Origin of the sequence: Pseudomonas sp. LLC-1 (genome assembly GCF_002992185.1) — a bacterium.
In the GTDB taxonomy this organism is placed as follows: domain Bacteria; phylum Pseudomonadota; class Gammaproteobacteria; order Pseudomonadales; family Pseudomonadaceae; genus Aquipseudomonas; species Aquipseudomonas monteilii.
Window position 1 is genome coordinate 69,223 of the sequence record NZ_LUVY01000017.1, and the last position, 21,788, is coordinate 91,010.

Genomic DNA, 21,788 nt, shown 5'->3' on the forward strand with positions numbered 1-21,788 from the left:
GGGAGCGGGCTTGCCCGCGAAGCAGGCGACGCGGTCTTACGGCAGAGCGTAAGAAATCACGTAGTCGCCACGGTCAGTCGACTGGCGCGCGCCGCCAGCGGTGATCACCACATACTGCTTGCCGGTTTTCGGCGAGACGTAGGTCATCGGGCCGCCCTGGCTGCCCACTGGCAGGCGGGCCTTCCAGACTTCGTTACCGTTGCTGCTGTCGTAGGCGCGCAGGTAGAAGTCCTGGGTGCCGGCGATGAACACCAGGCCGCCTTGGGTCGACAGGGTGCCGCCCAGGGTTGGCAGGCCGATCTTGATCGGCAGGTGCATGCGGATGCCGAGCGGGCCGGTGTCTTCAACAGTGCCCACCGGAACCTGCCAGGCCACCTGACGGGTCTTCATGTCGATAGCGGTCAGGGTGCCGAACGGCGGGGCCTGGCACGGAATGCCGGCGACCGACAGGAAGCGGTTCTTGTTCACCGCATACGGGGTGCCCTTGAGCGGTACCGCGCCCATGCCGGTGTTCAGTGCTTCGCCACCGGACGCCGCGCCACCCTTGTTCTGCGACGGGATCATCTGGATCCACAGGCCCAGGCGCATGTCGTTGACGAAGATGAAGCCATGCACCGGGTCGGTGGAGATGCTGCCCCAGTTCATGCCACCCAGCGAACCCGGGAAGCTCAGCGACAGGTCGGTGCCCGGCGCGGTGTACAGGCCGTCGTAGCGCATTTTCTTGAAGTCGATGCGGCACAGCAGCTGGTCATACGGGGTGGCGCCCCACATGTCCGACTCGGTCAGGGTTTGTGCGCCGATCTGCGGCATGCCCACCGACTTCGGCTGGGTTGGGGAGTACGGCTCGTTCGGGATGTTGCTTGGTTTGACCGGTACTTCGTCGACCTGGGTCAGCGGCTTGCCGGTGGCGCGGTCGAGCACGTAGATCTGCCCGGCCTTGGTGCCGATCACCACCGCAGGTACCGACTGGCCGTCGTCCTTGGTGAAGTTGATCAGGCTCGGCTGCATGGGCAGGTCGAAGTCCCACAGGTCGTTGTGAACGGTCTGGAACACCCACTTCTGGTTGCCGGTGGTGGCATCCAGGGCCAGCACCGAAGCGCCGTAGGTGTGGTCCAGTTTGCTGCGCTCCACGCCGTAGATGTCGGTGGACGACGAGCCCATCGGCAGGAACACGGTGTTCATCGCCGGGTCGTAGGACATTGGTGCCCAGCTGTTCGGGGTGCTGCGCACGTAGGTGCTGTCGCCCTGCGGCGCCTGGCGATCTTCCGGGTTGCCCGGGTCGAAGGCCCAGCGCATTTCACCGGTGATTACGTCGAAACCACGGATCACGCCGCCTGGCATGTCGGTCTGGACGTTGTCGGCAACACGGCCGCCGACCACCACGGTAGTGCCGGCCATCAGCGGTGCCGAGGACAGCTGGTAGTAAGAGTCCGGTACGTTGCCCAGGCCGGCCATCAGGTTGACCTGGCCGTTGTTGCCGAAGCCTTGGCAGAACTCGCCGTTGTCGGCGTCGACAGCAATCAGGCGGCCGTCGATGGTATTGGTCAGCAGGCGACGCTGACAGTTGGCACCGGCCGGCACGCTTGCCACCGTGATCGGCGAGCTGTTCGGCTGGGTCGGCTGGGCGATGGCGGCGGTGGCATCGAAGTACGCCATGCCACGGCAACGCTGCCAGACCTTGGACTGGGCGTTGATTGCGTTCTTCCACAGCTCTTTGCCGGTGTCGGCATCCAGGGCGATCAGGTTGTTGTGCGGGGTGCAGATGAACACCTTGTTGCCGATCTGCAGCGGGGTCAGCTGGTCTTCGGCACCGTTGCCGTCACTGATGGCCACGTCACCGGTGTGGTAGGTCCAGGCGACTTTCAGCTTGTTGACGTTGTCGCGGTTGATCTGGTCCAGCGCGGCGAAGCGGCTGCCACCTTCGGTGTTGCCGTAGTGGGCCCAGTCTTTCTGCTGCTTGCCATCTTCGACCGGGGTCATGCCCGGGCCATTGCCAGTGGGGGCAACGCTTGGGTGGGCAACGAACATGTTGCCGGCGGCAATCACCAGCACCACGGCCATCACCCCGGCAACGCCGTAGGCACCACGGCCGGCGCTGGCGCCGTTGGCACGTGCCAGCAGCGGGTAGACCAACGCCACGACCATGCCGATTGCGCCGAACATGAACAGGCGCGAGAACAGCGGCCAGAACACCAGGCCGGCGTCGATCAGCGCCCAGAGGGCGGTACCCACCAGGAATGCCGCGTACAGCCAGGCGCCTGCCTGCTTGCGCCGGGCAATCAGCACACCGGCGATGGCCATGGCCAGGCCGCCGATCAGGAAGTACCAGGAACCGCCCAGGCCGGCCAGCTTGACGCCGCCAGCAGCAAGGAGGAGGCCGAGCAGGGCGATGATTACGCCCAGGCCGACCAGGAGGATGTTTGTGGCGCCAGAGGCGCGCGGTGTTTCGTTCATGCCAGGGATCTCAGCAGGTGGAATGCGCGCAGTCTAAGCCCTTAGCTTGCTAATTAACAAGTTGGTACATAATTTTGTGAGGCTGATTGTCGCAGGGCTGAACTTGCGAAGATGTGGCTAAAAGTCTAGAACATGTGCTTAAAAATGCATTAAACGATATGTTCATGTTGGTTAATAATTTTGCACTCATACTTTGGTCGAGTTGGTGTTTGGCCGTCGTCACACCGGCCAAGGCGCGCTGCTGCTGTAAAAAACGGCGAGCCAGACCGTCGCCACTCCAGGTGCAGTCCACTCCACGCGGTGGCGGTAGTGCGGCGGGATGTCCAGGCAATCGCCCGGCGCCAGCAGGCGGGTGTGCTGCTCGTGTTCGAAACGCAGGCCGGCAGCCCCGCTGAGTAGCACGATCCACTCACCTTCGGCCTGGTCGTACCAGAACCCGGGCGGGCTGGCCTGGCCGCTGGAAACGATACGCTCCACGCGCAGGCCTGGGCGGCTGAGCAGTTCATCGATACATTCGGCGCTGGTAGGGTCGCACGGTGGCAGGGCAGTCAGCAGGTTGCCGGGTGTCATGGGAAGCCTCGCTTGAATGGGAGTGGTTCCACTATGGACGCAATCGCCGCGTAGCGCGCTTCTTGACCCGCCCTGCGGTTTGTAAGAACTTTCTGAGTTTTGGAAAACGTGCAGCAGATGGACAAACTCCTGGCGATGAAGATGTTCGTAGCTACCGTCGATGCCCAGGGCTTTTCTGCGGCTGCACGCAGGCTTGGGCTGGCGACGTCGTCGGTAACCCGCCTGGTCGATGCTCTGGAAACGGCCGTAGGTGCTTCGTTGCTCAATCGCTCGACGCGCCAGGTCAGCCTGACCGAGGCCGGAGCCCGGTACTATGAGCGGGCCCGCAGCATTTTCGAGGCGCTGGACGAGGCCGATGCCAGTGTTGCCGACCGTGGCGAGGAGCCCGTAGGTGTCTTGCGACTATGCCTGCCGGTGGAGTTCGGCAGGCGGGTCATCGCCCCGCACCTGGGGCCGTTCCTGGCACGGCACCCGGCGTTGGAGCTGGACATCGACCTCAGCGACCGGCTGGATGACCTGCTGGACGGCCGTTATGACCTGTCGATTCGCCTGGGCGACCCCTCGCCCAATGACGAACTGGTGTGCCGCCAACTTGGCCGCTTCGAGCGGTGGCTGGTGGCCAGCCCGGCATACCTGGCCGGGCGTGACCCGCTGCACCACCCCCGGCAACTGTTGGAGCACGCCTGCCTGCGCTTCCGTTACGGGCAAAAGGCACGGCCCTGGCGCCTGGCGCGCGGGCAGGACAGCCTGGAGCTGAACGTAACCGGGCCGTTGCGCAGCGCCAATGCCGACATGTTGCGTGAAACCGCGCTGGCGGGCAGCGGCATCGCACTGCTGGCCGACTGGCTGGTACGCGAGGATGTGCAGGTCGGGCGCCTGCAGCGGGTGTTGCCCGACTGGCAGGTCAGCCCAGGCATGGCCAACAACAGCATCAATGCCCTGTACCTGCCCAACCACCGTGGCTCGCGGCGGGTGAATGCGTTCATCGACTTTTGCGCAGCGCTGCTGGAGCGGTAGGCGCGGCATTGCGCAGTGTGCAAAGCCGCGTTGCGCCAGCAGCGGATTCTCTGTACTGAGGCGTCTGGGTAAGGTAGCCGGCATATTCCACCCCTTGCCGAGGAACCTCGCATGAATCCCTCCCTTGCCGCCGCGCAGCCCGCAGCCACCGGCCTGAGCCGGGCCCTGGTCGTGCTGTTGGCGTTCTGCTGTGGCGCGATCGTTGCCAACATCTACTACGCCCAGCCCATTGTCGGCCTGATCGCGCCGGACCTTGGGCTGACCACCGAACATGCCAGCCTGATCGTGTCTCTCACCCAGTTGGGTTACGCCCTGGGGCTGCTGTTGCTGGTGCCGCTGGCCGACCTGTTGGAAAACCGCCGGTTGATGGTCGGCACCGCTGTGCTGGCTTGCGTCAGCCTGCTGTTGGCGGGCACCAGCAGCAGCGGCCAGGGCCAGCTGTTCCTGGGCTATGCACTGTTGATCGGGTTCAGCTCAGTGGCGGTGCAGATGCTCATTCCACTGGCAGCGCACCTGGCGCCAGAGGCGCAGCGTGGCCGGGTAGTGGGCAACATCATGGGCGGCCTGTTGCTGGGTATCCTGCTGGCGCGGCCGTTGTCCAGCCTGGTGGCCGACCACTTCGGCTGGCGCGCCGTGTTCATTGGCGCCGCCGGGGTGATGCTGGCGATCATCCTGCTGCTGGCGCTGACCCTGCCGCAGCGTCGGCCCGAGCACAAGGCCAGTTATGCCGGGTTGATGCTGTCGTTGCTCACGCTGTTGCGCCGTTATCCGCTGCTGCGCCAACGCTCGTTGTACCAGGCACTGATGTTTGCAGCGTTCAGCCTGTACTGGACAGCCGTGCCGATGGCGTTGGCGGGTGAGCATGGCCTGTCGCAGAGCCAGATTGCCGTGTTTGCCCTGGTGGGGGCGGTGGGGGCTGTTGCCGCGCCCTTGGCTGGCCGCCTGGCCGATGCCGGGCATGCTCGGGCCGGCTCGCTGTTGGCCCTGCTGCTGGCGCCGGCGGCCTTGTTGCTGGGGCTGACGGCGCCGGGTTACAGCGTGATCGGCCTGGGCCTTACCGGTGTGCTGCTGGATTTTGCGGTGCAGATGAACATGGTCATTGGCCAGCGCGAAGTGTATGCCCTGGACCCGGCAAGCCGTGGGCGGTTGAACGCGGTGTACATGACCAGCATCTTCCTGGGCGGGGCACTGGGTTCGGCGGTAGCCAGTGCGCTGTTCAGCCAGCTCGGCTGGCAGGGTGTGGCACTGGTGGGCGCAGGCTTGCCCGGCCTGGCATTGCTGGTGTTCCTGTTCAAGGCCCGGAGCAACTGACAAGGGGCGTCATCGGCCAAGCGGCAGCGCCACACCGATCAGGGCAAACAGGCTGCCGCAGCAACGGTTGAAACCTTTACCCCCCTTGGCCAGCCAAGGCCGAATACGAAATGCCAACCGCGCCAGCAGGTACTCGACCAGGAACTCGACGCTGGCGAAGGTCGCCGCCATCACCACGAACTGCAGCATCAAGCCGCGTTGCGGGTCGATGAACTGCGGCAGAAAGGCCCCATAGAACAGCAGCACCTTGGGGTTGGCCATGGCCGACAACAGGCCCTGGCGGAACAGGCCGGCATTGCCAAACCGAGCGCTGCGCTCGTTCAGTTCCAGGTGCAGCCCCGGGCTGCGCCACAGCTGGATACCCAACCAGACCAGATAAGCACCCCCCACCCATTTCAATACGCTCAGCACCGAGGCCGAGGTTTGCAGCAAGGCACTGAGGCCGAACATCGCCAGGGCGATGAGGGCGCTGAAGCCGAACACCCCGCCAACGATCGTGAACAACGTTCGCCGGGCGCCGTACAGGGCACCATGAGTCAGGGCCAGCAAGCTGTTGGGGCCTGGGGTCAGTGACAGGCCAATGCTGGCCAGCAGGTAGATCAGCCAGGTGTCGAGTGCCATTTGCGCAATTGCCTTGTTGGTGAGGAGGGTGCCAGTTTATGGCGCGAACTGCGCCTATGCAGGGTAGTATCTGGACATTGAACAGTTGTTTTTGGACGCAACACCATGCTGCCTGATATCCGTTTGCTGATCCTGCCGTTACCGGATTTTGCCCTGTTGCCGTTCGGCGCCTTTCTCGACAAGTTGCGCTTCAGCGCCGATGACGAAGACTACAGTCAGCAGCGCTACTGCAGCTGGACCGTGGCAGGGCTCAGCCTCGACCCGGTGCCATCGAGCAGTGGCGCGGTGGTTCAGGTCGAGGCCGATGCCGGGCAGGTCGATCTGACCCGTTTCGACTATCTGGTCGTGTTCGGCGGGCGCAATGCCATGGCCACCGCCGCGTTGGCGCCGCGCTACCAGGCCTTGCTCAGGCGGGCCGGCAAAGCCGGGGTCAAGCTGGTAGGGGTCGACAACGGCGCCTTCCTGCTGGCTGCCTGCGGGCTGTTGCAAGGGCACAAGGTGGTGGTGCATTGGCGCCACGAAGCCGAGTTTCGTGCAGCATTCCCACAGTTGCAGGTGCTGCGTGAGCAGCTGTATTGCATTGACGGCAGCCGTATCACCTGCGCAGGTGGCACTGCGGCTATCGACCTGGCGGTGGCGTTGTTGTCACAGGCTTGCGGGCGAACCCGGGCGCTCAAAGGGCTGGCTGACATGCTGGTGGACGAAACCCGCGACAGCCGTCATGCCCTGCGCTCGCTTGAGCTGGCCGCCGGGCAGGGGCGGCAAGTGCAGCGGGCGCAGGCGCTGATGCGCCATCACTTGGGCACGCCGTTGGCAGTGGAGCAACTGGCGGCTGAACTGGGCATCAGCCGGCGTCAGCTCGACCGGCAATTTCAGGCCAGCCATGGCATGAGCGCCAAGGCCTGGTGGCTGGAGATGCGCTTGCAGCAGGCGCGCTGGCGCTTGCTCAATTCCAGCCACAGCCTGGCGCAGATTGCCGATGAAGTAGGGCTGGGCGATGCCAGTTACCTGGGCAAATGTGTGCGACGGCGGTTTGGGTGTACGGCCTTGGCGTTGCGAGCAGACAATCATCCAGGATGAAACCCGGTGCACATCCTTGTGGGAGCGCTTACTGCGGTGTCCCGAACAACCCCGTCCAGTAGATCCCTGCATCACTCTTAGGGTCCACCGCATAAGCCGCACCCATTTCACGGAAGTCCGGGTTCATCAGCGTGGCGCAATGCCCCGGGCTCTGCAGCCAGCCTTCGACTACCTTGTGCGCGGTATCACGCCCGGCCGCAATGTTCTCTCCAATCTGCTGATACAGGTAACCCGCCAGTTCTGCCCGGTCACCCGGGGTACGGCCTTCCTTGTCGATGTGGTCGAAGAAGTTCTGGTTGGCCATGGCCCGTGTGTGGCTGGCGGCGACGCCGGCCAGTACGGTGCTCCAGCTCAGGGCGGGGGCGGCGGCGAAGGGTTGGCCACCGCATTGGCGCGGCACCTTGCGCGCGGCGTTGATTTCCTGCAGCACCTTCTGCCCTTCGGCCTGCCAGTCACCCAGGCGGCCACTGAGCAGTGGGCGGGCCAGTACGATGCGCCAGTCGCGGCCCTCCTGGCTGACACCGATATCGACGAACTGCGGATCGAGCACCACCTGGCAAAAGCTTTCTTCGATGGCATGCATGGCAGCGCGCGCATCGCGTGGCCCCGACAGGCTGATGGCCTGAACGTTGACCATGGGGTAGGCGGCGCGGGTCATGGCCTGCTGCAGGTCACGGGTGCCCTCTGGCGAAAGCGCCAGGCGGGTGTCGCTGTTGAGCGGCGGCAGCTCCAGCGACGCCTCGCCACCGCAGGGCTGGGCCTGGCTGCGGTAGACATTGATCGAATCGATCAGTTGCGCCTCTTCGCCGGTGACAGCCAGTGCCCCGGTCGAGACGACCAGGCCCAGCGACAAGGCGGCAACGGATGACAGGACGCGCATGTGGATCTCCCTATGACTGGCAGCGTCGTGGTATGCGCTGCTCATCCTACACAAGCCCGGGGCTTTTGGCCCCTGGCGGGTGCAAAGCAATGAAAACGCCGGCAATCGTTGCGGGCGGCAAAAGAGGGAGTAGACCACTGGTCGGCACAAAAGTGCGATCACTTGGTAATCATTCGTAACATCGGCTAGAAACAATACTCAAACGCTAACTGTTCCCAGTCTGCCAGGAAGGCCATCACCCATGACCCGGAGGCCTGCATGGCACGTGTCTTTGCGTATCAATCGACCTTGCTCGCGTTCTGCTGTTCCGTCGCCGTCGCTGCCCAGGCGGCCGACGGCGCTATCGAGCTGGATGCCACTGCCATCAACGCCGCGGCGGCCAAACCGAAGGGCGAGCCGCCGGAACCTTTCGCTGGCGGCCAGGTAGCCCGGGGTGGACAGATGGGTATCCTGGGTAACCAGGACATGATGGATGTGCCGTTCACCATGACCAGCTACACCTCGCAACTGATCGAGGACCAGCAGGCCGAAGACGTCGGCGACGTGTTGCTCAACGATCCGTCGGTGCGCCAGTCGTTCGGTTTTGGCAACCAGTCGCAGGTGTTCGTCATTCGTGGGCTGCCGCTCAATGGCGATGACGTGGCGTTCAATGGCCTGTACGGCGTGCTGCCTCGGCAGATGATTTCCACCGATGCCATCGAGCGCGTGGAAGTGCTCAAGGGCCCCAACGCGTTCCTCAACGGCGCCAGCCCCACCGGTACCGGGCTGGGTGGCAACGTCAACCTGCAACCCAAGCGTGCCGGCGACACGCCCACCCGCCGTTATACCCAGGACATCAGCAGCGACGGCAGGCTTGGCGAACACCTGGACCTTGGCCAGCGCTTTGGCGAAGACGACCGCTTCGGTGTGCGCCTGAACCTGTCACAACGCGAAGGCGAAACCGCCGTGGACGACCAGCATCAGCGCAGCAAGCTGTTCATTGTCGGGCTCGATTACCGCGGCGACAACTTCCGCCTCTCTACCGACATCGGCTACCAGAAACAACGGGTCAACCACATGCGCAACAGCGTGCGCCTGGGTGCCGGTCTGACCGACATCCCGAGGGCGCCGGATGCCGATCACAACTATGGCCAGGACTGGTCCTGGACCGAGACCGAAGACACGTTCGGCATGGTGCGGGGCGACTACGACTTCAACGACAACTGGAGCGCCTACCTGGCCGGTGGCGTCAAGCACACCCACGAGAACGGCTTCTATGGCACGCCGATTCTCACCGATGCGGCCAGCGGCGCTGCCACCATCGCCGGCTCCGAGATCCCTCACAATGAAGACAACACCACCCTCATGGGCGGCATCAATGGCCGCTTCCAGACCGGCCCGGTCAGCCACCAGCTGAACCTCGGTGCCGCCAGTATCTGGACCCAGCAGGAAAACGCCTTCGTCTTCTACAATTCGCAAGATACGAACATCTACCACACCGACCCGTTACCCCGGCCGACCACGCCTACCTTTACCGGGGGCAAGCTGGACGACCCCGGGGTCACCGGTAAAACCCGCAACCGCAGCATCGCGCTGTCCGACACCGTCGGGCTGTTCGACGACACCTTGCTGGTTACCGTCGGTGTGCGACGTCAGCAGTTGCGGGTGGAGGGTTATGCCTACGACGGCGAAGGCCCAGACCTGGGGCGCAACGCGTTCTACGACGAATCGGTTACCACCCCGGTGTATGGCATCGTCTACAAGGTCAACCCGTCTATTTCGCTGTACGCCAACCGCATCGAGGGCCTGGCCCAGGGGGCGACGGCCTCGGGGCAGGGTATCGTCAACGTGGGTGAAGTGTTCCCACCGGCCAAGACCAAGCAGGTCGAGGCGGGTGTGAAGCTTGATTACCAGAGCTTCGGCGCCAACCTTGCGGTATTTCGCATCGAGCGGCCCACCGATGGTTTTGTGCAAGGCAATGTGTTTGTCCAGGATGGCGAGCAGGTCAACAAGGGTATTGAGCTGAGCGTGTTCGGCGAGCCGGTGCAGGGCTTGCGCCTGATGGCCGGTGGCACGCGCATGGATACCGAGTTGAAGAAGACCCTGAACGGCGCCGACGACGGCAACCATGCCGTCGGGGTGCCAACCTTCCAGCTCAATGCCAGCGTCGACTGGGATGTGCCGGGCTTGCAAGGCGTGGCGCTCAATGCCCGCATGCTGCGCACCGGTGGGCAGTATGCCAACCCGTCGAATACGCTCAGCCTGCCGACCTGGAACCGCTTCGATGTGGGCGCGCGTTACAGCTTCAAGGTGCAGGAAAAGGCGGTCACCTTGCGCGTGAACGTGGAAAACCTCACCGACAAGAACTACTGGGCGTCGGCCAACGGCGGCTACCTGACCCAGGGTGACCCACGGCTGGTCAAGTTTTCAGGCAGCATCGATTTCTGATTCAAGGGCAATGCGTCAACGGGCTAATGCCTGATTCGGCTTGTAGAACAGGAAATGTGTGGTCTGCGCCGTCTTGCGGTAAGTCTTGGCCCAGTCGGGGTGCACGGTGCGGTCGTGGAAGTACAGGGCGCCGCCGGTGGGGTCTTTCAACTGTTGGTTAAGCGCCTTGCGTGCGATTTCCTTGGCCACATCGTAGCGTTGCGCTTCCTCGACCTGGTCCGGGCGCCCGTCGCACCACCAGGAAAACTGGCACGCCTTGGTTTCCACGCCCTGTTTGACCACGCCGCAGATGGTATCGGGGAACCCATCGTGGCCCAGGCGGTTGAGCACCACACTGGCCACAGCCGACATGTCTTCGGCGTCGGCGCCCTTGGCTTCCCAGTAGATGGTGCGGGCCAGGCAGGTGATGCTGTCGTCCAGCGGTGCCTGGCCGGCGGGATCGACCGCCTGGGCTTCACCTGGGGTCAGTTTTTCTGCTTTCTTGGGAGGCGGGGCGTCTTCCACCACCTTTTCTTCAAGCACTTCGGCCTTGTCTTCAGCCACTGCGGCCTTGGCGGTGTCGGCTGCGTGCAAGGGGCCTGCGAGCAGGGCCGAGGTCAAGCCGATCAGGATCCAGGCAAGGCGCATGGGCAAGCTTCCGAAAGAGGGGCTGATACCAGTCTAGCCAAGCGTAAGCATTAGTACCAAAGGCAGGGTGGCTGCGGCGGCCACGGTTTGCAGGGCAATGATGGTGGCCATCAGCGGGGCGTTGCCACCCATTTGCCGGGCCATCACGTAGGACGAAGAGGCGGTAGGCAGGGCCTGGAACAGCACCGCCACGACCGCTGCCTGGCCACTCAGGCCAACCAGGCGGCACAAGCCCCAGGTGGTCAGCGGCATGACCAGGAACTTGAACGCCGAGGCGGCCATCAACGGGCGCACCTGCTGGCCCAGGCTGGCGCCACCCAGTGCCGCGCCAACGCACAGCAGGCCCATCGGCAGGGCGGCCTGGCCCAGCGCCTTGACCGTGGGTTCGATACCGGGCGGCAGGCCCAGCCCCGTTACCCGCAGCAGTAAGCCGCCCGCGCAGCCGACGATCAACGGGTTGGCGAAAATCGCCCTCAGCACCGTGGCCGGTGAACTGTGGCGGGCGCTGAAACGGGCGAACACCAGCACGCACAGCAGGTTGACCAAGGGCACGATGGCGGCATTGGCCACCGCGGCCAGGGCGATGCCGGCGCTGCCGTAGATGCCGGCGGCCAGTGTGGCGCCAATGTAGTTGTTGAAGCGGATACCGCCCTGGAAGACCGACGTGAAGTCGGCACCGTCGTGGCTCACTGCGCCTTGGTACAGCACCAGCAGCAGCGCCCCGGCCAGGGTCGACAGCATCAGCACACCGACCATCCCCAGCACTGGCACGCCGTCGAGGTTGGCCGTGGCCAGGCCGTGCAGGAACAGCGAGGGAAGCAATACGTAGTAGCTCAGGCGTTCGGCACCCGGCCAGAAGCTTTCGGCCAGAAAGCCGCGAAGGCGCAGGAAGGTGCCCAGGGTAATCAGCAGGATGATCGGTAGCAGGGTGGTCAGCAGCAACGGGAGCATGGTCGACGTTCCGTGGTCGGGTACGCGCACAGACTACGGGTGAGAAAGGGTTTGTAAAAACGTTGTTTTCTGCACTGACTGTTGAGAAAAAATGCATTGTTGAGGCGCCGGCGCCGTTGGTGCTCACGCTTCCAAGGCCGTCTTCAACACCGCACTCAAATGCCGTCGCTGGCTTTTCTCATGCTCCAGCAACACCACCCGCCGGGTCAGTTGCGGTTCGCCAAACGGCAGGCACGTGGCGGGTGGCAGGCGTTGCAGGTCGTCGTCCGCCATGGGGATGATCGCCACGCCCAGGCCCATCACGGCCATGCGCGCCAGGGCCTCCTGGCTGTCCAGTTCCATCTGCTCGCTCACCTGCAGATGCTGCCGGCGCAGTTCCTGCTCGATCTGCCGCCCGGCCCAGGCGCGTTTATCAAAGCGCAGGAACGGTTGGCTGGCCAGCAACTCGGCTACGCTGTGCCCAGCCAGTTCCGGGCTGGCGATGGCCCAGAAGCGGTCCTCGAACAGCGGTGTGAAGTCCAGGCTTTGCGGGTAGGGGCTGACCGGTTCGGTGGTGATCGCTGCATCGAGTTCGCCGTCCTCCACGCGCCGCGCCAGTTCCGCCGACATCCCTGACGCCACGCTGATATGCAATTGCGGATGGTGGGTCTTGATCCAGACCAGCGCCTTGGGCAGGCGCCGCGCCAGCACCGTGTGGATGGCCCCCAGGCGCAGACGGCCACGCAGGCTCGGGCCGCTGGCCAGGGCGTCGGCCAGTTCGTCATAGGCGCCCAGGATGGTTTCGGCACGCGCCACGGCCAACTGGCCGGCCTCGGTCAGTACCACCTGCCGACGGCTGCGGTCGAACAAGGTCACCTGCAATTCGTCTTCAAGGGTTTTGATGTGCAGGCTCACTGCCGAAGGTGTGAGGCTGAGCAGGTCGGCGGCGCGGGCGAAGGTGCCGTGGCGGGCAATGGTTACCAGGGTGCGCAGGGCTTTGAGGGACATGCGTTGGGTCCGAAGCTGGGCAGTCAGGGGGGCATTGTCAGGCCCGACACTTTCGCAGCACAAGGCTGCTCAGCGCTCATTGCGCCCATACGCCTGGCTGATCCGGTCAATCACCATGGCCAACGCGACAATTGCCAGCCCGGCCTCCACACCTTGCCCCACATTCAGCGTCTGGATCCCCACCAGTACATCCTCACCCAACCCGCGGGCGCCGATCATCGAAGCCATCACCACCATTGACAGGGCCATCATTACCGACTGGTTCAGCCCGGCCATGATGCTCGGCAGCGCCAGCGGAAGGGCAACGCGCCGCAGGCGTTGCCAGCGGCTGGCCCCCAGACCGTGCGCGGCCTGTAGCAGCGAGGGGTCGATCTGGCTCAGGCCCAGTTCGGTCAATCGCACCAGCGGCGGCAGGGCGTAGATCAATGTGGCAAACACGGCGGGCACCTTGCCCAGGCCGAACAGCATCAACACCGGGATCAGGTAAACGAAAGCGGGCAGTGTCTGCATCACATCCAGCACCGGTAACAGCAGCCGCTTCGCCAGTGGCCGGGCAGCCAGCAGAATACCCAGCGGCACGCCCACCAGCACGCACAGGCCGGTACTCACCAGCACCAAGGCCAAGGTTTGCAGCAGTTTGTCCCACAGCCCGATCATGCCGATCAGGGCCAGCAGCGACACCAGCACCGCACTGCGCAGCAGGCTCCGGCTGGCGTGCCAGGCCAGCACGCCGACCAGCAGCAACAGCAGCCACCACGGCAACAGGCGCAGCAGGTTTTCCAGGCCTACCAGCAGTTGCAGCAACTGGTCAGAAACGCTACGCAAATGATCGCCGTAGTTCAGCACCAGCCAATCGACCAACCGGTTGACGCTGTCGGCAAAGGAAAACTGCAAGGCTTGCGGGAAGCCGTTGCTCACAGGCTGCCCTCGACCTTGGCGGCGACTTCACTGGGCAGCCAGGCCTTCCAGACGTCACGGTTGTCACGCAGGAAGGTGAGGGCGGCATCGCGCGACGGCGTGCGTTTTTCGCTCATGTCGGCCAGCGCCTTGTTGAGCCGGTCGATCGGCAAGTCGACCTGTTCGAACACCGTCACCAGGTCCGGGTAGCCTTCACGAAAGGCTTTGGACACGCCAATCGACAACTTCGCCGGCAGCGAACGGCTGCCCTGCGGGTTGGGGTTGCTGGCATCGGTGAGGGTGGCCCAGGCCTGGGCATCGAACGGTGGTTCCTCAAGCCGGATGAGCTTGTAGCGCCCCATCAATGGGGTCGGGTTCCAGTAGTAGAACAACACCGGCTGGCCACGGCGGATGGCTGAGCCGATTTCGGCATCCATCGCAGCGCCGGAGCCACTGCGGAAGTTGGTGTACAGCGTGTCCAGGCCGTATGCCTTGAGCTTCTGGCTGTTGACCGTTTCCGACGTCCAGCCACTGGGGCTGTTCAGGAAGCGACCTTTGTCGGGCGACTCGGGGTCACGAAATACCTGCGGGTAACGCTTGAGGTCGTCGACATGGCGCAATTCGGGCGCCATGGGCTTCAGTTTGCGCGCGGCGTCGCCCTCGATCACATACGCAGGCACCCACCAGCCTTCTTCGGCATTCTTCACCGTATCACCCAGTGCGAATACCTGGCCTGCCTGCTCGGCTTTGACCCACGCCGGGCTGCGTCCGGCCCACTCTTCGGCAATCACTTGCAGGTCGTTACGGGCCAGGGCCACCTCCATGCTGAGCGTGCTGCCGGGCAGGGTGTCTGTAGGGTAGCCGTAACCGCGCTCCACGATCAGCCGCAGGATTTCGGTGGTGAGGGCGCCGCTTTCCCAGCCGATGGCACCGAAATGGATGGGTGGGCGTTGTTCTGCCGAAGCGGCACTGTCAGTACTTGCCAGGCCTACGGCCAGCAGCAGGCCGGCCAGCAGTGTTGAAATCTTCTTCATCCAGACCTCGTCGTTTGCCGCGCCTTGGGTGCAGGCAAGTGTAGACGACGAGGTTTGGGCGGTTTTCAGGGCCGCACGAGGCGGCCCTGCCTGCCTCAGACGCGGAACTGGTCCATCAGCGCCTGCTGCTGGTTGGCCAGGCTGTTCAGCGACTGGCTGACCCGCGCCGACTCGTTGGCCTGGCCCGACAGCGACTCCGTGACATCGCGGATGGTCGCCACGTTGCTGTTGATTTCTTCAGCCACCGCGCTTTGCTCCTCGGCGGCCGAGGCGATCTGCAGGTTCATGTCGGTAATCACGCTCACCGCCTGACCGATACGCTGCAATGCCGTCACGGCCTGGCCAACCTGCTCGACGCCGCCCTGGGCCTGGCGATGGCTGTTGTCCATGGCGCCGACCACTTCGCGGGTGCCTGCCTGCAAGGCTTCGATCACCTGGCGGGTTTCTTCCACCGACTCCTGGGTACGCCGGGCCAGGTTGCGCACTTCATCGGCCACCACGGCAAAGCCACGGCCGGCTTCACCTGCGCGGGCAGCCTCGATGGCCGCGTTGAGGGCCAGCAGGTTGGTCTGCTCGGCAATCGAGCGGATCACCTCCAGCACCGAGCCGATCTTCTCGCTGTTCTGCGCCAGGCCCTGGACCTCGGCCATGGCGTCGCTCATGTTGGCGGCCAGGGCGTCGATGCTGGTGGTGGTGTGGTCGATCACCGCCAGGCCTTCACGGGTGGCCTGGTCGGCGTCGCGGGCAGCTTGCGCGGCCTGGGCCGCGCTGCGGGCCACGTCCTGGGCGGTGGCGCTCATTTCGTGCGAGGCGGTGGCCACCTGGTCGACCTGGCGGTACTGCTGTTCCATGCCGGCGCTGGTTTCACTGGCAATGGCCGAGGACTGGTCGGCGGTACCTCGGGCGGCCTGCACCGAGCGTTTGACCTCGGCGATGGTCGGCTGCAGCTTGTCGAGGAAGCGGTTGAACCAGCCGGCCAGTTCGCCCAGCTCGTCCTGTTTCTGGTAGGTCAGGCGGCGGGTCAGGTCGCCCTCACCGCTGGCAATGTCCTTGAGCATGGCGGCCACGCCAAGGATGGGACGGGTAACGCCACGGGCCATCAGCCACACCATCAGCAGGCCGGCAATGGCTGCAGCCAGGCCCAGGCCCAGCTCAAGCAGGGTGCCGCTGGTGTTCAGTGTGTCCAGTTCCTGCTTCAGCTTTTCGGCAGGCCCTGTCAGGGCGTTTTCCGGCACATCCAGCAGCACGCCCCAAGGCTGGGCGTCGGGGATCGGCCGGAACGCGGCCAGCACTTTCAGGCGCTGTTGGTCGTGCAGGATGGTCATCTTGCCATCGGCCAGCTTGCGCACCAGCTCGGCGCCCTTGGTCGGGTCCACCTGATCGAAGCGCTGGGCCAGCTTGCTGGCGTCTGCGCTGTAGCCGGCCAGCAGGCCGACCGGGCTGAGGATGCCGACCGTGGTGCGGCCTTCGTACAGGCTGCGGCTGGCTTCCTGGCTCAGGGCCTGCAGGCTGTTGAGGTTGATGTCGATGGACAGGGTGGCAATGATCTTGCCGTTGACCGTCAGCGGGAAGACGATGCTGGTCATCAGCACCTGCTGGCCATCGATGTCGTAAAAGTACGGCTCCACCACGCACACCTTGCCGGTGGTGCGCGGGCACACCCACCAGGTGTTGGCCGGCTGGCCGCTGGGGCCGATCTCGGTGTTGGCCATGTCATGCTCGGGCAGCGCCATGGCGGTCAGCTGGCCGGCGCGTGGTTGCGACCAGTACAGGGCAAAACGGCCGGTTTCGTTGCTGCCCAGCTCCGCCTTGCCGGCAAACAGGCTGTCCTTGCTGTCCAGTGCGTTGGGTTCGAACACCAGCGAGAGGCCAAGCAGGTCGGGGTTGGCCTGCAGTGCGGCGCGCACTTGGCGGGTAATGTCCTCGCGCAGGTCAAAGGCATCGAGAAAGCGCTTCTCTGCCTGTTCACGCAAGAACAACACTTGACGGGCGAAGCCGGCGCCGTACTGGTAGGCGTCCATGAACTGGCGGCGGATGTTCAACGCCTGCACCTCACCTTGCGATTCGATGCGCGACTGCGCCGCTTCGGTCAGCATTTGCATGCTGCTGGCCTTGACCAGGTCTGAGCTGTGGTCCATGCGGTACAGCGACAGGCCGACGAGCAAAGTGACGATGCCGGCCAGGCAGAGACCGGCGAGCAGGGTGATCTTCCACTGGATGGAAAGTTGTCGCAAAGGCATGGGGGCGGATCCCTTGTAATAAGAGTGTGGCTAGCGACTGTGTCGGCGGGCGCGGTTTTTTCTTTATTCAAACGTTCAATTTAATTGTTGCGGCCGCTTGCGCTCCCACAGTGATCGCGTGTCCCTTCAGGCATTGGTAATGCGCCGCAACATGGCGCTTTTGACATCTGCCGCCCACTGCTTCAGAGTTCGCGCTTTTTTCTGTCGTAATGAGGTAAGCCAACCATGAATGCAGTGATCGCCGCGGTCGGCATCATGCTGATACTCAGCCTGTCCCGCGTGCACGTGGTCATCGCCCTGATCATTGGCGCCCTGGTCGGTGGGCTGGTGGGCGGCCTGGGCGTCGAAGGCACGCTCAAGGCCTTCAACGGCGGCCTGGGCGGTGGTGCCACGGTGGCTTTGTCGTATGCACTGTTGGGCGCTTTTGCGGTGGCCATCGCCAAGTCCGGCCTGGCCCATGCCTTGGCTGACCGTGCACTGGCCATGATCGATCGCCAGGGCCACGCCAATGGCGGCAAGGTCAAATGGCTGATGATTGGCCTGATGCTGGTGGTGGCGGTGTCGTCGCAGAACATCCTGCCCATCCACATTGCCTTCATCCCGCTGCTGGTGCCGCCGCTTTTGTATGTGCTGACCCGCTTGCGCATCGACCGCCGGCTGATCGCCTGCGTCATCACCTTCGGGCTGATTACCCCGTACATGTTCCTGCCGGTGGGCTTTGGCAACATCTTCCTCAACGAAATCCTGCTGGCCAACGTTGCCCGTGCCGGTGTCGATGTGAGTGGCGTCAATGTGACCCACGCCATGGCCATCCCGGCGGCAGGCATGCTCGCAGGCCTGTTGCTTGCCGTCTTCATCAGCTATCGCAAGAAGCGTGACTACGACCTGGCCCGCATCGAGCAGGTGGAGCAGGTGAGCGTGCAGTACAACCCGCTGACACTGCTGGTGGCGGGGCTGGCAATCGCCGCAGCGTTCATCGTCCAGCTGTTGCTGGATTCGATGATCATCGGGGCCATGGTCGGCTTCCTGATTTTCTCGCTGTCGGGCATCGTCAAATGGAAGGACACCGATGACCTGTTCACCGAGGGCATGAAGATGATGGCCATGATCGGCTTCATCATGATTGCCGCTTCGGGCTTTGCCGATGTGATGAAGGCCACCGGTGAGGTGAAAAGCCTGGTGGAAACCTCGGCGCAGTGGATCGACCACAGCAAGGGCATCGGCGCCTTGCTGATGCTGCTGGTGGGCCTGCTGGTGACCATGGGTATCGGCTCGTCGTTCTCCACTGTGCCGATCCTGGCCGCGATCTTCGTGCCGCTGTGCGTGCAACTGGGCTTCGACCCGGTGGCCACGGTGTGCATCGTTGGCACTGCCGGTGCCTTGGGAGATGCGGGCTCGCCGGCTTCGGACTCGACCCTGGGCCCAACCTCGGGCCTGAACGTCGACGGCCAGCATCACCACATCTGGGACACCGTGGTGCCGACCTTCATCCACTACAACCTACCGCTGCTGGCGTTCGGCTGGCTGGCTGCGATGACCTTGTAAGGCGGGGAGGGCGTCAGCCCTTGTCGGGCGGCGGCGAGATGCGGTTGAGCACGGTGCTGCCGTCCTTGCTGCGGGTCAGGTAGACCGGCAGCACCTTGGGCAGGTTGTTGACCAGGCGCCCCACTTCACGGGTGTTGTAAATGCCGCTGATGCGGATGCGACCGGTGCTGGCATCGGCCAGCAGCAGCGGCGCGTCGAGGTAGCGGTTGATCACCGGCAGCGCCTGTTCCAGGCTCAGGTTGTCGAGCACCAGCTTGCCGCTGCGCCAGGCCAGGCTGTTGCCGTAGTCGTCGCTCTGCTCCAGTTGGGGCTCGAAATCGCCCTGGTGGTAGCTGGCCTGCATGCCAGGCCCAAGGCGATAGCCACCGGTGCTGCCGTCGCTGGACACCAGCACCGAGCCTTCTACCAGGGTGACCTTGACCTGGTCCTGGTATTTCCACACGTTGAACTGGGTGCCGGTGACCCGTGTCTGGCCGCGACCGGCGCGCACGATGAACGGGTGGTTGCTGTCGTGCTGAACCTTGAAGAACGCCTCGCCGCGCTTGAGCGTGACCTGGCGCTGGTCCTTGTAGTTGAGGTAGGTGAGCTCGGTATTGAGGTTGAGCTGCACCGTGCTGCCGTCGCTCAACTCCACGGTCTGCATGCGGTCACTGGCTTCGAAGTGCTGGTAGTGGTTGGGCAGCCAACCTTGTTCCCAGCCCACCCAGCCGGCCAGCGGCAGTACCGCCAGGGCGATGGCTGCGGCAGATGCCAGCGGGCGCCAGCTGCGTGGACGCGCAGGGTGTCGGGCAGGCGGGTTGAACTCGACGACAGTGGCGGTGCGTGGCAACAGGTCGGCGGTTTGCCAGATTTCCAGCATCGCCTCGTATTCCTCGGCATGCCGCGGATCTGCTGCCAGCCAGCGGGCGAAAGCCTCGCGCTCGCCAGCCGTGCAGTCTTCGGCGTGCAGGCGCATGCACCAATGCGCGGCGGCGTCGGTGATGGCATCGTCAGGGCTGGGATTGAGGCGGTCGTGGTTCATTGCGGCTCCGGGTTTTGCGCATTCTACCCTTGCTAGAGGGCTCCCGAGAACCGACGTAATGGCGAATGACTATCAGTTGTGCCGTTTTTTCGTCGGATTTGCAACGGTTTTTCAGCGTTTGAGAACCCTTCGCGCAAGTAAATGCAGGCTGAGCCCCTTGGGGCTGCTGCGCAGCCCATCGCCGGCAAGCCAGGCTCCCACAGGGACTGCACAAGGTTTGCGGCCTGTGCAATACCTGTGGGAGCCTGGCTTGCCAGCGATGGGGCCGGCGCAGGATTGTCAGAATTGTTCGGCTGGCATCCCATAAAGGCTGTCACTACCCGCCCGAATACTGGCCTCAAGCCCCAACCCACGCGGCAGAACCCGTTGGAAGAAGAACGCCGCACACGCCAGCTTGGCCCCATGGAAGTCAGCGTCCTCGTCCTGCCTGGCCAACGCCACCGCCGCCATCCGCGCCCACATGTAGGCATATGCCGTCAGCCCGAACAGCTGCAGGTACTCTACCGCCACCGAGCTGACCAGATTGGCGTCCTCGCCGACACGCGCCCGCAGCCACGCACTGGTCGCCTCCAACCGCGCCAGGCTTGCCTGCAGGGCTTCGCGGTGCAACGGGGCATCCACGCTGAAACTCCGCACTTCGGCGGCAAAGCTGGCCAGCGCCTGGCCGCCGTCGGCCAGTACCTTGCGGCCGAGCAGGTCCAGGGCCTGAATACCGTTGGTACCTTCATAAATCTGCGCAATGCGCACGTCACGCACCCGCTGCTCCTGCCCCCATTCGCGGATATAGCCGTGGCCGCCATACACCTGCTGGCCAAGCACGCAGCTTTCCAGGCCGTTGTCGGTGAAAAACGCCTTGGCCACTGGCGTCAACAGCGCCACCAGGCGCTGGGCATGTTCGCGTTCGCCGGCATCTTCAGCGTAACGGGCCAGGTCCAGCTGCTGGCCAACGTAGGCGGCAAATGCCCGGCCACCTTCGGTGAGGGTGCGCATGGTCAGCAGCATGCGCCGTACATCGCCGTGGTGGATGATGGGGTCGGCCGCCTTGTCCTGCGCCTGCGGGCCGCTGGCGGCGCGGCTTTGCAGGCGCTCGTTGGCGTAACGGGCGGCGCTTTGGTAAGAGGCTTCGGCACAACCGATGCCCTGGATACCGATGGACAGGCGCTCGTAGTTCATCATGGTGAACATGGCTGCCAGGCCCTTGTTCGGCTCGCCCACCAGGTAACCGATGGCACCATCGAAGTTCATTACGCAGGTGGCCGATGCCTTGATGCCCATCTTGTGCTCGATCGAGCCGCAATGGGCGGCGTTGCGTGCGCCCAGGCTGCCGTCGGCCTCGACCAGGTACTTCGGCACCAGGAACAGCGAGATGCCTTTGGCGCCAGCGGGCGCATCCGGCAGTTTGGCCAGCACCAGGTGGACGATGTTCTCGGTCAGGTCCTGCTCGCCGCCGGTAATGAAAATCTTGCTGCCACTGATGTGATAGCTGCCATCGGCCTGGGGTTCGGCGCGCGTGCGGATCAGCCCCAGGTCGGTGCCGGCGTGGGGTTCGGTGAGGCACATGGTGCCCGCCCAGCGGCCTTCGTATAGGGGTGGCAAGTAAGTGGCCTTGAGCGTTTCGCTGGCGTGGGCATCGATGGCCAGGCAGCTGCCAGCACTCAAGGCCGAATACAGGCTGAAGCTGCAATCGGCGGCGTAGAGCATTTCTTCGAACAGTACGCCCAGCATTTTCGGCATCCCCATGCCGCCATACGCCGGGTTACCGCCCAGGCCCACCCAGCCGCCTTCGCGGTAGGTGTGCCAGGCTTCGCGGAAACCGTCTGGCGTGGTGACCTGGCCTGCTTCGAAGTGCACGCCTTGTTCGTCGCCGTTGCGGCTGAGCGGGGCGATCAGCTGGCCGGTGACTTTGGCGGCTTCTTCGAGGATGGCGTCGGCGGTGTCGGCGTCGATGCGTTCGGCCAGGGCAGGCAGGCGGGCCCACAGGGCCGGGGCGTTGAATACGTCGTGCAGGACGAAGCGCATGTCGCGCAGTGGGGCTGAATAGGTGGTCATCGTGTGCTCTTGGAAGAGTGAGGGTGTCTGGGCGGGCCTCATCGCCGGCAAGCCAGCTCCCACAGGGACCGCGCAAC

At 64.3% G+C, this 21,788-nt stretch carries 17 protein-coding genes; 5 read left to right on the forward strand and 12 right to left on the reverse strand.

What is annotated here, in order from left to right:
* Positions 1-36 precede the first annotated feature (36 nt).
* On the reverse strand, positions 37-2,454 hold the full coding sequence (locus tag A0O30_RS18835) for a glucose/quinate/shikimate family membrane-bound PQQ-dependent dehydrogenase (RefSeq protein WP_105947500.1): 2,418 nt from the start codon (positions 2,452-2,454) through the stop codon (positions 37-39).
* A gap of 219 nt (positions 2,455-2,673) precedes the next feature.
* Entirely contained in the window at positions 2,674-3,024 is a 351-nt protein-coding gene (locus tag A0O30_RS18840) for a cupin (RefSeq protein WP_105947501.1), read from the reverse strand.
* Between the two features lie 117 nt (positions 3,025-3,141).
* Here A0O30_RS18840 and A0O30_RS18845 point away from each other — a divergent pair, with 117 nt between their 5' ends.
* Both A0O30_RS18845 and A0O30_RS18850 read left to right on the forward strand, forming a co-directional pair.
* Positions 3,142-4,041, forward strand: a complete 900-nt coding sequence (locus A0O30_RS18845; protein ID WP_105947667.1) for a LysR family transcriptional regulator — start codon at positions 3,142-3,144, stop codon at positions 4,039-4,041.
* Between the two features lie 111 nt (positions 4,042-4,152).
* Positions 4,153-5,352, forward strand: a complete 1,200-nt coding sequence (locus A0O30_RS18850; RefSeq protein ID WP_105947502.1) for an MFS transporter — start codon at positions 4,153-4,155, stop codon at positions 5,350-5,352.
* A gap of 9 nt (positions 5,353-5,361) precedes the next feature.
* Here the strand turns inward: A0O30_RS18850 and A0O30_RS18855 are convergent, their stop codons facing one another.
* Positions 5,362-5,973: a LysE family translocator gene (locus A0O30_RS18855; RefSeq protein WP_105947503.1), complete on the reverse strand. Its 612-nt coding sequence runs from the start codon at positions 5,971-5,973 to the stop codon at positions 5,362-5,364.
* Between the two features lie 105 nt (positions 5,974-6,078).
* On the opposite strand from A0O30_RS18855, the gene A0O30_RS18860 reads away from it, so the two are divergent.
* Positions 6,079-7,053: a GlxA family transcriptional regulator gene (locus A0O30_RS18860; protein ID WP_105947504.1), complete on the forward strand. Its 975-nt coding sequence runs from the start codon at positions 6,079-6,081 to the stop codon at positions 7,051-7,053.
* Positions 7,054-7,081: 28 nt separating this feature from the next.
* On the opposite strand, the gene A0O30_RS18865 is transcribed toward A0O30_RS18860, so the two are convergent.
* The gene (locus tag A0O30_RS18865) at positions 7,082-7,933 is read right to left on the reverse strand and encodes a CAP domain-containing protein (RefSeq protein WP_105947505.1); all 852 of its coding nucleotides are present in this window, start codon (positions 7,931-7,933) and stop codon (positions 7,082-7,084) included.
* 258 nt (positions 7,934-8,191) lie between these two features.
* Between A0O30_RS18865 and A0O30_RS18870 the strand changes: the two genes are divergently transcribed.
* Positions 8,192-10,360, forward strand: coding sequence for a TonB-dependent siderophore receptor (locus A0O30_RS18870; RefSeq protein ID WP_105947506.1), 2,169 nt, complete (start codon positions 8,192-8,194; stop codon positions 10,358-10,360).
* Positions 10,361-10,375: 15 nt separating this feature from the next.
* Here the strand turns inward: A0O30_RS18870 and A0O30_RS18875 are convergent, their stop codons facing one another.
* The 6 genes from A0O30_RS18875 to A0O30_RS18900 all read right to left on the reverse strand — a co-directional run bounded on the left by A0O30_RS18875 (position 10,376) and on the right by A0O30_RS18900 (position 17,096).
* A complete protein-coding gene (locus A0O30_RS18875) occupies positions 10,376-10,987 on the reverse strand; it encodes a cell wall hydrolase (RefSeq protein WP_105947507.1) in 612 nt (203 codons plus the stop codon).
* A gap of 33 nt (positions 10,988-11,020) precedes the next feature.
* Complete coding sequence (locus tag A0O30_RS18880; protein ID WP_105947508.1) at positions 11,021-11,938, reverse strand: AEC family transporter; 918 nt, start codon at positions 11,936-11,938, stop codon at positions 11,021-11,023.
* Positions 11,939-12,061: 123 nt separating this feature from the next.
* Positions 12,062-12,925, reverse strand: a complete 864-nt coding sequence (locus tag A0O30_RS18885) for a LysR family transcriptional regulator (protein WP_105947509.1) — start codon at positions 12,923-12,925, stop codon at positions 12,062-12,064.
* A 69-nt stretch (positions 12,926-12,994) separates the two neighbouring features.
* The gene (locus A0O30_RS18890) at positions 12,995-13,843 is read right to left on the reverse strand and encodes a proline/glycine betaine ABC transporter permease (RefSeq protein WP_105947510.1); all 849 of its coding nucleotides are present in this window, start codon (positions 13,841-13,843) and stop codon (positions 12,995-12,997) included.
* Positions 13,840-14,856 carry an ABC transporter substrate-binding protein gene (locus A0O30_RS18895; protein WP_105947511.1) on the reverse strand — a complete coding sequence of 339 codons (1,017 nt, stop codon included), beginning with the start codon at positions 14,854-14,856 and terminating at the stop codon, positions 13,840-13,842. The genes A0O30_RS18890 and A0O30_RS18895 overlap by 4 nt, the downstream gene beginning before the upstream one ends.
* A 95-nt stretch (positions 14,857-14,951) precedes the next feature.
* Positions 14,952-17,096 (reverse strand): methyl-accepting chemotaxis protein, encoded by a 2,145-nt coding sequence (locus A0O30_RS18900; protein ID WP_105947512.1) that lies wholly within the window; start codon positions 17,094-17,096, stop codon positions 14,952-14,954.
* Positions 17,097-17,321: 225 nt separating this feature from the next.
* Between A0O30_RS18900 and A0O30_RS18905 the strand changes: the two genes are divergently transcribed.
* On the forward strand, positions 17,322-18,641 hold the full coding sequence (locus A0O30_RS18905; protein WP_105947513.1) for a Na+/H+ antiporter family protein: 1,320 nt from the start codon (positions 17,322-17,324) through the stop codon (positions 18,639-18,641).
* Positions 18,642-18,654: 13 nt separating this feature from the next.
* Here the strand turns inward: A0O30_RS18905 and A0O30_RS18910 are convergent, their stop codons facing one another.
* Both A0O30_RS18910 and A0O30_RS18915 read right to left on the reverse strand, forming a co-directional pair.
* Entirely contained in the window at positions 18,655-19,662 is a 1,008-nt protein-coding gene (locus A0O30_RS18910; RefSeq protein WP_105947514.1) for a FecR family protein, read from the reverse strand.
* Positions 19,663-19,941: 279 nt separating this feature from the next.
* Positions 19,942-21,711, reverse strand: coding sequence for an acyl-CoA dehydrogenase C-terminal domain-containing protein (locus A0O30_RS18915; RefSeq protein WP_105947515.1), 1,770 nt, complete (start codon positions 21,709-21,711; stop codon positions 19,942-19,944).
* Between the last annotated feature and the right edge of the window lie 77 nt (positions 21,712-21,788).